Origin of the sequence: Streptomyces sp. NPDC006610, assembly GCF_040611575.1 — a bacterium.
Taxonomy (GTDB): domain Bacteria; phylum Actinomycetota; class Actinomycetes; order Streptomycetales; family Streptomycetaceae; genus Streptomyces.
The window spans coordinates 1-13,548 of the sequence record NZ_JBEXOP010000074.1; the positions used below are offsets into that span (position 1 = coordinate 1).

The following is a 13,548-nucleotide window of genomic DNA, read 5'->3' on the forward strand; positions in this document are numbered from 1 at the left end:
TTGTTGTTGTTTTTTTTTTTTTTTTTGTTCGTTTGTCTTCGGTCGGTATCTGGGGGCGCGCGGCGGCGGCGCGGCGGGGGGGGGGCGGCCCGCGCGACCGGGATCGGGGTCAGAAGATCAGCGTCAGGGCGTAGATCAGGAAGAACGCCGCGACCAGCACCACCAGGAGCATGATCAGGGTCAACGGTCCCTTGGCCCAGCCCTTGGTCGGATTGTGCGTCTCCCGGGGTCCCGCCTCCGGCATGCTGCTCTCGGCGGGTGGCGTCTCCCCAGGGGGGACGCCGCCGCCGGGTTCCAGTCCGGTCGAGCGCTCGGGCTCCGGGTCGGGGTTGATGTACGTCATGGCCTCCGAGTCCCCCGATCCCACCGGGATCATCGGGCCCGTCCCACTTCCGCGTTCCCGGCGCCAACCGCCGCGGTCTGGGCTACATTCGACCACCGTCGATAACCGTTCCCGTCGGCGCCGTCACAGCCCGTAGACCGCAGGAGCAGCAGCGCATGCCCGACTTCGCACTCGCTCCCCCGCCCGTCCCGGCCTCGGCCGGCGGGCTCGCCGACAGCATCTTCGACACCGCCGTCCGGGAACCGGACCGCCCCCTGGTCGCCCGCCGCCGCGACCCCCTCGCCGCCGAGTGGGAGGAGGTCACCGCGGCCGAGCTGCGCGACGAGGTGGTCGGGCTGGCCTCCGGGCTGGTGGCCTGCGGGATCGCCCCGGGCGCACGGGTCGCCATCATGGCGCGCACCCGCTACGAGTGGACGGTTTTCAGCCATGCGCTGTGGACGGTGGGGGCGGAGGTCGTTCCGATCCATCCGACGTCCTCGCGCGAGCAGGTCGAGTGGATCCTGCGGGACTCCGGCTGTGTGGCCGTGGTGGTGGAGGACGAGCAGGGCGTGATGACGGTCGGGTCGGTGTGCGCGGCCCTGCCCCGGCTGCGCCATGTCTGGCAGCTGGACACCGGTGCGGTGGCCGAGCTGCGGGCGCGCGGCGAGTTCATCCCGCCGGCCACCGTCGACTCGCTGCGTCGCATCGTGGCGCCGCACTCCACGGCGGTCGTCGCCTACACCTCCGGAACCTCCGGCCGCGCGACGGGCTGCGCGCTGAGCCACCGTGGCCTGGCGAGCCCCTGCGACATCCTGCTCGCAGGCTGGGGCCACACGGCCGCCCGGCCCGGAGAGCAGGGCCGGGTCCTCGTCTTCCTGCCCTTCTCCCATGTGTACGGCCTGATGATCCAGGGTCTGTGCCTGCGCGGCGGACTGCTGATGGGGCATGTGCCCGATCCCACTCCGGAAGCACTGTCGTCGGCGCTGCGCTCGTTCCGGCCGACGTACTTCTACGGTGTGCCGTCCATGTTCGAGAAGATGTACAAGAATTTCCTGCGCACGGCCCAGGAGTCGGGACGCGGCGCACTGTTCGAGCGGGCCGCCGAGACCGCGCGGGCGTTCGCCGCGGCCACCGAACGGCAGCGGCTCGGCCGGGGACCGGGGCCGGGCCTGGACCTGCGGCTCCAGCACGCGCTGTACGAGCGCGCGGTCTACCGCCGGCTGCGCGGCGTGCTGGGCGGCCGGGTGTGCCGGGCCACTTCGGGCGGCTCGCCGCTGAGCCGGGAGCTGTCCCTCTTCTACGAGGGCATCGGCATCTACGTGCACGACGGTTACGGGCTGACCGAGACCAGCGGCGGCATCACCATGCAGCCGCTGGGCCGGGAGAAGTCGGGCACGGTCGGGCAGGCGCTGCCCGGCACGGAGATCCGGGTGGCCGCGGACGGGGAGATCCTGGTGCGCGGTCCTTCGGTGTTCCGCGGCTACGTCGGCGACGCGGCGCACCGGTCCACGCCGGGGCCGGACGGCTGGCTGGCCACCGGGGACCTCGGGCGGCTGGACCAGGAGGGGTATCTGACGATCACCGGCCGCAAGAAGGACGTGATCATCACCAGCGGCGGCAAGAGCGTGGCCCCGGCCGCGCTGGAGCAGCGGCTGCGGATGCATCCGCTGATCCACCAGGCGGTGGTGGTGGGCGACAACCGTCCCTGCGTGGGCGCGCTGATCACCCTGGATCCGGAGTTCGTGACGCACTGGCGGGCGGCGCTGGCCCTGGAGCGGGACGCGCCGTCCCGGGAGGCGCGGGAGGAGAACGCGCTGCGCGAGGAGGTGGCGCGGGCGGTCGCCGCCGCCAACAGCGCGGTGTCGCGGCAGGAGTCGATCCGGGTCTTCCGGGTGCTGCCGGAACCCTTCGACGTGGCGAACGGGCTGCTCACCCCGTCGATGAAGCTGCGCCGGGACGAGATCGTGCGGACCTACGCGGAGGAGATCGACGCCATGTACGAGGCCCGCTCGCACCGCGGCCGGTACGGACCGCGGGAGGAGGCCGCCGACTGGGACGACTCCGACAACGTGTTCCGGTGAGGGCGCGTTCCGGTGAGCTCCTGCAGGCGGGACGCGTAGGCCCGGTGACGACGGGAACCCGCAACAGTGGCCTCACGGCCGCACGGACAGGAGCACAGCCTTGCACGCGAGAGGCTGGAAAGGTGACATGGCAACCGAGCCCCGTTGGGACGACACACTGACCGGCCGACAAGCCCCGAGCCGTAGCGCCGGCTTCCCGGGCGAACCGCACGACGTGACGGGCGCGCGCCTGGCCGCGGAGGAGTTCCTTCGCGATCTGGCCCGCACCTCCCCGCCCGCGGCCCCGGAGTACTGGCACGACATCCTGCTGGTCGTCACGGAGCTGGCGGCCAACGCGGTGCAGTACGCGCCCGGCCCGTTCCGCCTGGACATGCGCCGCACGTTCGACGGGGTGCACATCACGGTGCACGACACCAGCAGCACGCCTCCGGCGCCCCGTCCCTTCCATCCGCGGCACGGCGGAGGAGGCATCGGATGGCACCTGATCCAGACCCTGTGCGACCAGGTCAGCGTGGTGCCCGACGGGCGCGGCAAGGACGTGCACGTCTTCCTGCCCTGGTGACCGGGCCGTGGCCGGCCCCGGGGGCGGGCCGGTCCGGCCCGCCCCCGGTCAGGCGCTGGTGGCCTGGCGGGGCGGCAGGCCGCGGTAGTAGTCGCCGACCGCGGTCAGATACGGCGCCTGCCGGGTCTCGCTGTCGGTGCGGAACCGCGGCGCCTCCTTGACCTCGGCCTTGCTGCACGCGAGCGTCACCCGGCGGTTGCCGGTGTCTATGCCGGTGACGAGCCCCACCGGGACCAGGACGCTGCTGCCGAACACCCACACGCCGGTGTCGACGACGAGGTGACGCATGCCGTGCGGATCGGCCATGCGGTCGACGTGACCGATCGTGCCGTCCGTCCCCTCGACGGTGAACCCCGTCAGGTCCTGTCCCTCGGCGTGCTCGGCGCCCGGTGCGTACGACCAGATTCTGTCGATGGTCACGCTTCCTCGTCCTCCCTCGCGGATCTGCCGCGGAACCGGCGGTCCGGCCACCGGGTCCGTGTGCTCCTTCACGCCACCAACTACCCCTGTGTCACGGGGACATTCGGCGCGGCGGCGGCCGGTCCCCGGACGATCGGGCGGGGCGAGGGAAATGCAGTCGAGTACCCGCTTTCCGGCCGCCCAATCCCGGTGGGTCTCTGGTTCCGGCCGTCTCCGTGAGAGGCTTTGTTCCGACCCGTGAACCTGGGTTAGCCTTCGGCGTATTTCTCATCGCGCACATCCGTGAACAGCGGAAATGCGGACACGACGGTAGGGGTCGGCAACGGCCCGGCGGGGTTCCGAGTCCTTCGCACGGGGACTCCTGGGGAGCGGAACGAGGGTGCACATGACAGGCAACACCTCCGGAGTGGTCGACGCGGTACCCGGAGACGACAATCTCCGGTTGCTGCTGGCCGGCCTGACGGCGGTACGCGACGGCGACTTCGGCACCCGGCTGCCGGACGATGCCGAAGGGCTGATGGGCGACATCGCCACGGTCTTCAACGGCATGGTCGACCAGCTGTCCGTGTTCACCTCCGAGGTCACCCGGGTGGCCCGCGAGGTCGGCACCGAGGGCACGCTGGGCGGGCAGGCGGAGGTGCCCGGTGTCTCGGGCACCTGGGCCGACCTCACCGACTCCGTCAACGCCATGGCGGGCAATCTGACCACGCAGGTGCGCGACATCGCCCAGGTGGCGACGGCGGTGGCCAAGGGCGACCTGTCGCAGAAGATCGACGTACCCGCGCGCGGGGAGATCCTTCAGCTGAAGGAGACCGTCAACACGATGGTCGACCAGCTCTCCGCCTTCGCCGACGAGGTCACCCGCGTCGCCCGCGAGGTCGGCAGCGAGGGCCGCCTGGGGGGTCAGGCGCAGGTGCCCGGGGTCGCCGGGGTGTGGCGGGACCTGACCGACTCGGTGAACCTGATGGCGGGGAATCTGACCGCGCAGGTCCGCAACGTCGCCCAGGTGACCACGGCCGTGGCCAAGGGCGACCTCTCCCAGAAGATCACCGTCGACGCCCGCGGCGAGATCCTCGAACTCAAGAACACCATCAACACGATGGTCGACCAGCTCTCCGCCTTCGCCGACGAGGTCACCCGCGTCGCCCGCGAGGTCGGCACCGACGGCCGCCTCGGCGGACAGGCCGACGTCAAGGGCGTCAAGGGCACCTGGCGGGACCTCACCGACTCCGTGAACTTCATGGCGGGGAATCTGACCGCGCAGGTCCGCAACGTCGCCCAGGTCGCCACGGCCGTGGCCAAGGGCGACCTCTCCCAGAAGATCACCGTCGACGCCCGCGGCGAGATCCTCGAACTCAAGAACACCATCAACACGATGGTCGACCAGCTCTCCGCCTTCGCCGACGAGGTCACCCGCGTCGCCCGCGAGGTCGGCACGGCCGGCAACCTCGGCGGGCAGGCCACCGTGCGGGGCGTGTCGGGCACCTGGAAGGACCTCACCGACAACGTCAACGTCATGGCGTCCAACCTGACCAGCCAGGTGCGCTCCATCGCGCAGGTGGCGACCGCGGTGGCCCGCGGCGACCTGTCGCAGAAGATCACGGTCGAGGCCAAGGGCGAGGTCGCGGCGCTCGCGGACGTCATCAACACGATGGTCGACACGCTGTCCGCGTTCGCCGACGAGGTCACCCGCGTCGCCCGCGAGGTGGGCACCGAAGGCCGCCTCGGCGGCCAGGCGCACGTGCCGAACGTGGCGGGCACCTGGAAGGACCTCACCGACAACGTCAACTCCATGGCCAACAACCTCACCGGCCAGGTGCGCAACATCGCACTGGTGACGACGGCGGTGGCCAAGGGCGACCTGTCGAAGAAGATCGACGTGGACGCCCGCGGCGAGATCCTGGAGCTGAAGACGACCATCAACACGATGGTCGACCAGCTCTCCGCCTTCGCCGACGAGGTCACCCGCGTCGCCCGCGAGGTCGGCACCGAGGGCCGGCTCGGCGGCCAGGCCGAGGTGGAGGGCGTCTCCGGCACCTGGAAGCGGCTCACCGAGAACGTCAACGAGCTGGCGGGCAACCTGACCCGGCAGGTGCGCGCGATCGCCGAGGTCACCAGCGCCGTCGCCGAGGGCGACCTGACGCGTTCCATCAACGTGGAGGCGTCCGGCGAGGTCGCCGAGCTCAAGGACAACATCAACTCCATGGTGGAGTCGCTGCGCGAGACCACCCGCGCGAACCAGGAGCAGGACTGGCTCAAGACCAACCTGGCGCGCATCTCCGGGCTCATGCAGGGCCAGCGGGACCTGCCCGTCGTCGCCGAGCTGATCATGGACGAGCTGGTGCCGCTGGTGTCCGCGCAGTACGGCGCGTTCTACCTGGCCGACGAGGGCGAGGAGGGCCAGGAGCTGCGGCTGGTCGGTTCCTACGGCCGCCCGGACGACGACTCCCGGCCCACCCGGTTCCCGTTCGGCCGGTCGCTGGTCGGCCAGGCGGCCCGCAGCCGCCGCACCATCGCCGTGGACGAGCTGCCGCCCGGCTATGTGACGATCTCCTCCGGCCTCGGCCAGGTGGAGCCCACCGCGCTGCTTCTGCTGCCCATCGTGTCCGAGGGACAGGTGCTGGGCGTCATCGAGCTGGCGTCCGTCACCCCGTTCGCCCAGGTCCACCAGGACTTCCTGGAACTGCTGATGGAGACCATCGGCGTCAACGTCAACACGATCGTGGCCAACGCCCGCACCGACGAGCTGCTCGGCGAGTCGCAGCGGCTGACGGCCGAGCTGCAGGCCCGGTCGGCGGAGCTGCAGTCCCAGCAGGAGGAGCTGCGGCGCTCCAACGCGGAGCTGGAGGAGAAGGCGTCGCTGCTCGCCGACCGCAACCGCGACATCGAGGCGAAGAACCTCCAGATCGAGCAGGCCCGCCAGGAGCTGGAGGCCCGCGCCCAGCAGCTGTCGCTGGCGTCGAAGTACAAGTCGGAGTTCCTGGCGAACATGAGCCACGAGCTGCGCACCCCGCTCAACAGCCTGCTGATCCTGGCCCAGCTGCTGGCCCAGAACCCCTCCCGCAACCTCACCCCCAAGCAGGTCGAGTACGCGCAGATCATCCACTCGGCGGGCTCGGACCTGCTCCAGCTGATCAACGACATCCTCGACCTGTCCAAGGTCGAGGCCGGGAAGATGGACGTCTCCCCGGAGGTCGTGTCGCTGCGCCAGCTCATCGAGTACGTCGAGGCCACGTTCCGGCCGCTGACGACGCAGAAGAGCCTCGACTTCACGGTGACGACCGCGCCCGGCGCGCCGGCCGACCTGCTCACCGACGACTCCCGGCTTCGGCAGATCCTGCGCAACCTGCTGTCCAACGCGGTGAAGTTCACCGAGCAGGGCGGCGTGGAGCTGCACATCGCGCCCACCTCCGACGAGGAGGTCCCCGCGGGCGTCGCCCGGGGCGGCCCGGTCGTGGCGTTCCGGGTCAAGGACACCGGCATCGGCATCCCGGAGCAGCATCTGGACTCGATCTTCGGCGCCTTCCAGCAGGCGGACGGCACCACCAGCCGCAAGTACGGCGGCACCGGGCTCGGCCTGTCCATCACCCGGGAGATCGCCCAGCTGCTCGGCGGCGCGGTCACCGTCGACAGCGCGCCCGGCCAGGGCAGCACCTTCACGCTGTTCCTGCCGGTGAGCCGGCCCGACTTCGAGGTCCTGCCCGGCACCGGCCAGTGGTCCGACCCCGAGCCCGCCGAGCTGTCGGCCTCCGCCGTCGTGCCCGCCCTGAAGCGGGGCGGCGCGGACCCGTTCGACGGCCGCCCGCGCCGACTGCTGGTCGTGGAGGAGAGACCGCGCGGACTGCTGACGCTGGTCGCCGAGAGCGTGGTCGCGGACGTGCAGGACGGCGCCGCCCACCCGTCCGTCGAGGTGCTCACCGCCGTCGGCGCGCAGGAGGCCGCCGGGGCGCTGGCCTCCTCGCCGTGCCACTGCGTGGTACTGGAGCTGGGCATGCCCGGCGAGGAGGCGCACCGCTTCCTGGAGGCGCTCAGCGGCGACGCGGCGCTGGCGAGCCTGCCCGTGCTGGTGCACACCGGGCACCGCACCAACCCCGTCCAGGAGGAGGCGCTGCGGGCTCGCGCCGAGGGCCGGGCGCTGGAGTTCGTCTCCAGCCTGGACGAGCTGCGCGAGCGCATCGTGCTGCACCTGTCGGCCGAGGAGCCCGGTGACGTGCTGCCGCTGGTCCGCCCGGAGGAGACGCAGATTCCGGCGCAGCCCTCCGACGGCGCCGACCGGGGCCGCACCGTGCTCGTCGTGGACGACGACGCCCGCAACCTGTTCGCCCTCAGCGGCATCCTGGAGCTGCACGGCTTCCGGGTGCTGCACGCCGAGGACGGCCGCAAGGGCATCGAGACGCTGCGCGCCAACCCGAACGTGGCGCTGGTCCTGATGGACGTGATGATGCCGGAGATGGACGGCTACGCGGCCACGGCCGAGATCCGCCGCATGCCCGAGTACGCGGATCTGCCGATCATCGCGGTGACCGCCAAGGCGATGCCGGGCGACCGGGAGAAGTCCCTCGCGTCCGGCGCCAGTGATTACGTCACCAAGCCGGTGGACACCCAGGACCTGATCGCCTGCGTGCGACGGTGGCTGCCCGCATGACCGCCGGGCAGTCCGGACGTCCCCCGCACCCCTTCCGAGGGCTCTTGAGCCGAGGAGCATGCGCACCGTGACCTTCCCCGAAACGCCGAGCGAGCCGGAGGCGGCCGAGACGACCCCGGTGGGCCGGCTCGCCGCCACCGTCGCGCGACTGCGCCGCGAGGTGCACGCCGCCCACGCGGAGGCCGAGGGCCGGGCGCTGATCGAGCTCGCCAAGGGCATCCTGGTCGAGCGCCTGGGCTGCGGTCCCGCGCAGGCGGCCCGGCAGCTCGACGAGCTGGCCGAGCAGGCCGGGCAGACGCCGCTGGAGCTGGCGGTCGAGGTCATCGGCAAGGCCGCCCGCGACCGGGTCTCCGAGGTGACGGAGGTGTTCCTCGCCCACGCCGCCGGCGCCGAGGCCCGGCAGGCCCGGCAGGCGCGGGAGGCGCGCGAGGCGCGGGACGAGACGACGGCCGTACGGCTGCGGCTGCGGACCGCGGAGAGCCGCGCGCTGGCCGCGGACGACACCCAGGCCGTCGCCGACTCCCTGCTCCAGCACGCGCTGCAGCCGCTCGGCGCGGTCGCCGTCGCCATCTGGGCGGCCGGTTCGGACGGCTCGCTCACCCTGGCGGGCAGCGCGGGCTTCTCCTCCGCCGAGGCGGCGCGCTGGCGGTATGTGCCGCCCGACGTGGCGACCGTGGCGCGCCGGGGCCTGATGGACCGGACGGGGCTGTGGATCGGGTCGCTGTCGGAGACCCCGCTGCCGACGCTGGGCCGCCGGCAGTATCCCGGCGGCGGCCGGGTCGCCCTGCCGGCCGGTGTCGCGGGAAGGGTGCACGGTGTCCTGGAGATCGCCTGGCCGGGCGTGCTGGAGCCGCAGCCGCCGCAGGTCGTGCGGCAGGTGGAGGCCCTGGCGGAGCTGTGCGCGCACACCCTGGAGACGTCCGGCGACCGCGAGGGCGCCGGAGCCGAGCCACGCCCCCTGCCGGACGCCCTGGAGCTGATGGACCTGGCGGACGGGCTGCACGACCCCGCCCTGGTGCTGGTGCCGCACCTGGACGAGGAGGGCCGGCTCGCCGACTTCCGCATCCAGCACGTCAACAGTCGCTTCCTGGACCCGGCGGGCCGTCCCCGCGCCGTGATCAGCGGCGCGCTGCTGCTGGAGACCTACCCGATGGCCGTCGGGGAGAGCGAGCTGTTCCAGCGCATCGAGCGGGTCTACGCCACGGGCGAGCCGTACCGGGCGCACCGGATGAACCTGACGGCGCTGGTCGACCAGGTGCGGCTGGCGGCGGTCGCCGACATCAGCATCAGCCGGCACGGCAGCAGCGTGCTGCTGATCTGGCGGATCGAGGACGAGACGGCGCGGCTGGCGGCGCTGCTCCAGCACGCCCAGCGGCTCGGCCGGATCGGCGGCTTCGAGGAGAACCTGCTCACCGGCGAGATCACCTGGAACGGCCAGCTGTTCGACCTGTACGGGCGCCCACAGTCCAGCACGCCGGTGCCGCTGGAGGAACTGCCCGCGCACGCCCACCCGGACGACTCGACGGGCCTGCGCCGCTTCCTGCGCACGGTGCTCCACCACCGGCGTCCGGCGTCGGTGGCGTTCCGGCTGCAGCGGCCGGACGGGATCACCCGGCACATCAGGCTGGTCGCCGAACCGGTCCTGGACACCGACGGCCGGCTGTTCGTGGTGCGCGGCGCCTACCAGGACATCTCCGCCCAGCACTGGACGGAGGTCGCGCTCGCCGCCACCCGCGACCGGCTCGCGCACAGCGAGCAGGAGGCCAGCGAGCACAGCCGGCTGGCCCTGCAGCTCCAGCACGCGATCATGCCGCCCGCCCAGGGGCCGCTGCGCATCCCCGGCCTGGAGGTGGCGGTGCGCTACCGGCCGGCGGAGACGGAGAACCTGGTGGGCGGCGACTGGTACGACACGGTCGTGCTGCCGTCCGGGCTGATCCTGCTGTGTGTGGGCGACGTGGCGGGGCACGGCATAGAGGCGGCCACCAGCATGGTGGTGCTGCGCAACGCGCTGCGCGGCCTCGCCGTGACCGGGGCGGGTCCGGGGCAGCTGCTGTCCTGGCTGAACCTGGTGGCGCACCATCTGACCGGCGCGGTCACGGCCACGGCGGTGTGCGCGCTGTACGACCCCGAGCGGCGGACCCTGCGCTGGGCGCGGGCCGGTCATCTGCCGCCGGTGCTGGTGCGCGGCACGGAGGCCGCGCCGCTGCCGCTGGTGAAGGGCCTGCTGCTGGGCGCCGTGCCGGAGACCCCGTACGACGAGGAGGAGATCCAGCTCGCCGTCGACGACACCCTGCTGATGTACACGGACGGTCTGATCGAGCGCCGGGACCTGTCGGTGGAGGAGTCGCTGACCCAGCTGCTGACGACCGCCCGCACGGCGGCGCCGACGGCGCTGGACCAGCAGCTGGACCGGCTGCTCACGTACAGCAGGTCGGACACGGACGACGACACCTGCGTGGTCGGGCTCCGGGTCGCGTAGCTCCGTCACGTGTGTCTTTCTGGGGAGAGGGCACTTGGATCACGGCCGGATCCGGCCGACGTGACAAGGGCGATCCCTTTCCCCAGGAGGTTGCACGATGACCGACGCCCGAGGGCAGCAGGACCCCACCCGGCAGCACGCGCGGCCGGAGTTCCCCTCGCAGGACCAGCCGCACCCCGGATGGACCGGGCCGATGGACCCGCCGCCGGACCACGGAGAGGAGTCCTACCGGGGCAGCGGGCTGCTCACCGACCGGCGAACGGTGATCACCGGCGGGGACTCGGGCATCGGCCGCGCGGTGGCGATCGCCTTCGCACGGGAGGGCGCGGATGTCGTGTTCACCCATCTGCCCGAGGAGGAGAAGGACGCCGCCGAGACCGTCCGGCTGGTGGAGGAGGCGGGCCGCAAGGCGGTGCCCGTCGTCTGCGACGTGCGGGAGGAGCGGCAGTGCCTCGATCTCGTCGACCGTGCCGTCGCTGAACTGGGCGGCATCGACGTCCTGGTGAACAACGCGGCCTACCAGATGTCCCAGCCGGACGGCATCGGGGCCATCTCGACCGAGCAGTTCGACCGGGTGGTGCGGACCAATCTGTACGGCATGTTCTGGCTGTGCAAGGCGGCGCTGCCGCACATGCCGGCCGGCGGCTCGATCATCAACAGCACCTCGGTGCAGGCGTACAAGCCGAGCCCTCATCTGCTCGACTACGCCATGACCAAGGGCGCCATCGTCACGTTCACGCAAGGACTGGCGCAGATGGTCGCCGAGGACGGCATCCGGGTCAACGCGGTCGCGCCGGGCCCGGTGTGGACGCCGCTGATCCCGGCGACGATGCCGGACACCCGCGACTTCGGCAAGCAGTCCCCGCTCGGCCGGCCCGCCCAGCCCGCCGAGATGGCCCCGGCGTACGTCTTCCTCGCCTCCCAGCGGGCGAGCTACATCACGGCGGAGATCCTCAACGCCACCGGCGGCACCCCGCTGCCGTGACCGGAGCGCACGCATCAAATCGGCCCGCCGGGGTATCCGGCGGGCCTGTCAGCACATCAGGAGGGGACACCGACATGCCCACTGCCCAGAACCCGCTGTCCGTGGACGTGACGCTGCCGCGCGAGGACGTCGTCCTGGTCGCCGTCGACGGCTATCTCGACCACGACACCGCGACCGAGTTCCGGCATCATCTGGCCAATCAGCTGCACCACGGACGCCATCACTTCGTGCTGGACCTCTCGGCGGTCCCGTTCATGGACTCGTCCGGCATGAACATCATCCTGCGGATCTACCAGGAGGCCCGCCGCACCGGCGGCACCGTCCAGGTCCTGACCCCCACCCCGGCCGTACGGCGGGTGCTGGACCTGACGGGCGTCAGCATCACGGTGCCGGTGTGCGGGAGCCTCGAGGAGGCGCTGGAGCTGATCGACCGGACGGCGGCGGAACCGCCCGCCACCCAGGAGGCCTGAGCTCCGGGCTCATACGGCGCGATTCCGGCCGAACCCGTGCATGCTGGTGCTGAGCGCTCGGCGGGCCGCCCGGAACCGCGGAAGGGATGGACATCGTGACACGACCCAGGATCCTGGTGGTGGGCGCGGGTTTCGCGGGAGTGGGGTGCGTACGGCGTCTGGAGCGCCGCCTCTCCGCCGGCGAGGCGGACCTCACCCTGGTGACGCCGTTCTCCTACCAGCTCTACCTGCCGCTGCTGCCCCAGGTGGCCTCCGGCGTGCTGACGCCGCAGTCGATCGCCCTGTCGCTGCGCCGCAGCAGCAGGTACCGCACGCGGATCATCCCCGGCGGGGCCATCGGCGTGGACCTGCGGGCGAAGGTCTGCGTCATCCGCACGATCACGGACGAGATCGTCAACGAGCCCTTCGACTACATCGTCCTGGCCCCCGGGAGCGTCACGCGCACGTTCGACATCCCGGGGCTCGTCGACCACGCCTTCGGCATGAAGACACTGGCCGAGGCCGCCTACATCCGCGACCACGTCATCTCGCAGCTGGACCTCGCCGACGCCAGCCAGGACCCCGCCGAGCGGGCGTCCCGGCTGCAGTTCGTGGTGGTCGGCGGCGGCTACGCCGGCACCGAGACGGCCGCCTGTCTGCAGCGTCTGACGCACAACGCCGTCAAGCGCTATCCGCGGCTGGACCCGCGGCTGATCAAGTGGCATCTGATCGACATCGCGCCGAAGCTGATGCCGGAGCTGGGCGACAAGCTCGGCCGCAGCGCGCAGGAGATCCTGCGCCGGCGGGGCATCGAGATCTCGCTCGGCGTGTCCATCGCCAAGGCGGGCCCGGACGAGGTCACCTTCACCGACGGGCGGGTGGTGCCGACACGCACGCTGATCTGGACGGCCGGCGTGGTGGCCAGCCCGCTCATCGCCACGCTGGGCGCGGAGACGGTGCGCGGGCGGCTCGCGGTGAACGCGGAGATGAACCTGCCCGGCCACGACGGGGTGTTCGCGCTCGGCGACGCCGCCGCGGTGCCGGACCTCGCCAAGGAGCAGGACGGCTCGGTGTGCCCGCCCACCGCGCAGCACGCGATGCGCCAGGGCCGGCACGTCGCCGACAACGTCATCGCCACCCTGCGCGGCGGGCCGATGCGGCCGTACGTCCACAAGGACCTCGGTCTCGTCGTGGACCTCGGCGGCCGGGACGCGGTGTCCAAGCCGCTCGGCGTCGAGCTGCGCGGGCTGCCCGCGCAGGCCGTCGCCCGGGGTTATCACTGGTCGGCGCTGCGCACCAACGTCGCCAAGACCCGGGTCATGACGAACTGGCTGCTCAACGCCGTGGCCGGCGACGACTTCGTGCGCACCGGCTTCCAGGCGCGCCGGCCGGCCAAGCTCCGGGACTTCGAGTACACGGACGCCTATCTGACGCCGGAACAGGTGCGGGCGCGGGTCGAGGGGTCGGATCGCTGAGCGGCGCGTCGCTCCCGAGCGCATGAGAAGGCCGGCGTCGGTGACCAGGGTGCTGGTGCTGACGTGGATGCGCGTCTTGGCGAGGATTGAGCGGAAGTGTGCGGGCGCGTAGCCGATCTTCCGGTCGAGG

At 72.0% G+C, this 13,548-nt stretch carries 9 protein-coding genes; 7 read left to right on the forward strand and 2 right to left on the reverse strand.

All coding sequences use genetic code 11. The features are described from left to right. Positions 1-109 precede the first annotated feature (109 nt). Positions 110-343 (reverse strand): DUF6480 family protein, encoded by a 234-nt coding sequence (locus tag ABZY13_RS32750; protein WP_356637319.1) that lies wholly within the window; start codon positions 341-343, stop codon positions 110-112. Between the two features lie 155 nt (positions 344-498). On the opposite strand from ABZY13_RS32750, the gene ABZY13_RS32755 reads away from it, so the two are divergent. After that, the gene (locus tag ABZY13_RS32755) at positions 499-2,403 is read left to right on the forward strand and encodes an AMP-dependent synthetase/ligase (protein WP_356637321.1); all 1,905 of its coding nucleotides are present in this window, start codon (positions 499-501) and stop codon (positions 2,401-2,403) included. A gap of 127 nt (positions 2,404-2,530) precedes the next feature. Continuing rightward, positions 2,531-2,965 (forward strand): ATP-binding protein, encoded by a 435-nt coding sequence (locus ABZY13_RS32760; protein WP_356637323.1) that lies wholly within the window; start codon positions 2,531-2,533, stop codon positions 2,963-2,965. 48 nt (positions 2,966-3,013) lie between these two features. Here the strand turns inward: ABZY13_RS32760 and ABZY13_RS32765 are convergent, their stop codons facing one another. Continuing rightward, positions 3,014-3,385: a PRC-barrel domain containing protein gene (locus tag ABZY13_RS32765; protein WP_356637325.1), complete on the reverse strand. Its 372-nt coding sequence runs from the start codon at positions 3,383-3,385 to the stop codon at positions 3,014-3,016. 385 nt (positions 3,386-3,770) lie between these two features. Here ABZY13_RS32765 and ABZY13_RS32770 point away from each other — a divergent pair, with 385 nt between their 5' ends. From ABZY13_RS32770 to ABZY13_RS32790, 5 genes are all read left to right on the forward strand, one after another. Beyond that, a complete protein-coding gene (locus ABZY13_RS32770) occupies positions 3,771-8,030 on the forward strand; it encodes a HAMP domain-containing protein (RefSeq protein WP_356637327.1) in 4,260 nt (1,419 codons plus the stop codon). Between the two features lie 67 nt (positions 8,031-8,097). Beyond that, on the forward strand, positions 8,098-10,509 hold the full coding sequence (locus ABZY13_RS32775; protein ID WP_356637329.1) for a SpoIIE family protein phosphatase: 2,412 nt from the start codon (positions 8,098-8,100) through the stop codon (positions 10,507-10,509). 97 nt (positions 10,510-10,606) lie between these two features. Continuing rightward, positions 10,607-11,494, forward strand: coding sequence for an SDR family oxidoreductase (locus ABZY13_RS32780; RefSeq protein WP_356637331.1), 888 nt, complete (start codon positions 10,607-10,609; stop codon positions 11,492-11,494). A gap of 74 nt (positions 11,495-11,568) precedes the next feature. Continuing rightward, a complete protein-coding gene (locus ABZY13_RS32785) occupies positions 11,569-11,964 on the forward strand; it encodes an STAS domain-containing protein (protein WP_356637333.1) in 396 nt (131 codons plus the stop codon). 86 nt (positions 11,965-12,050) lie between these two features. After that, positions 12,051-13,418 carry an NAD(P)/FAD-dependent oxidoreductase gene (locus tag ABZY13_RS32790; RefSeq protein WP_356637335.1) on the forward strand — a complete coding sequence of 456 codons (1,368 nt, stop codon included), beginning with the start codon at positions 12,051-12,053 and terminating at the stop codon, positions 13,416-13,418. The last annotated feature ends 130 nt before the right edge of the window (positions 13,419-13,548 follow it).

Coding starts and splice junctions, on each gene's coding strand:
- ABZY13_RS32750 (WP_356637319.1), bottom strand. CDS start 343: ATGACGTACATCAACCCCGACCCGGAGCCCGAGCGCTCGACCGGACTG.
- ABZY13_RS32755 (WP_356637321.1), top strand. CDS start 499: ATGCCCGACTTCGCACTCGCTCCCCCGCCCGTCCCGGCCTCGGCCGGC.
- ABZY13_RS32760 (WP_356637323.1), top strand. CDS start 2,531: ATGGCAACCGAGCCCCGTTGGGACGACACACTGACCGGCCGACAAGCC.
- ABZY13_RS32770 (WP_356637327.1), top strand. CDS start 3,771: ATGACAGGCAACACCTCCGGAGTGGTCGACGCGGTACCCGGAGACGAC.
- ABZY13_RS32780 (WP_356637331.1), top strand. CDS start 10,607: ATGACCGACGCCCGAGGGCAGCAGGACCCCACCCGGCAGCACGCGCGG.
- ABZY13_RS32785 (WP_356637333.1), top strand. CDS start 11,569: ATGCCCACTGCCCAGAACCCGCTGTCCGTGGACGTGACGCTGCCGCGC.
- ABZY13_RS32790 (WP_356637335.1), top strand. CDS start 12,051: ATGGACATCGTGACACGACCCAGGATCCTGGTGGTGGGCGCGGGTTTC.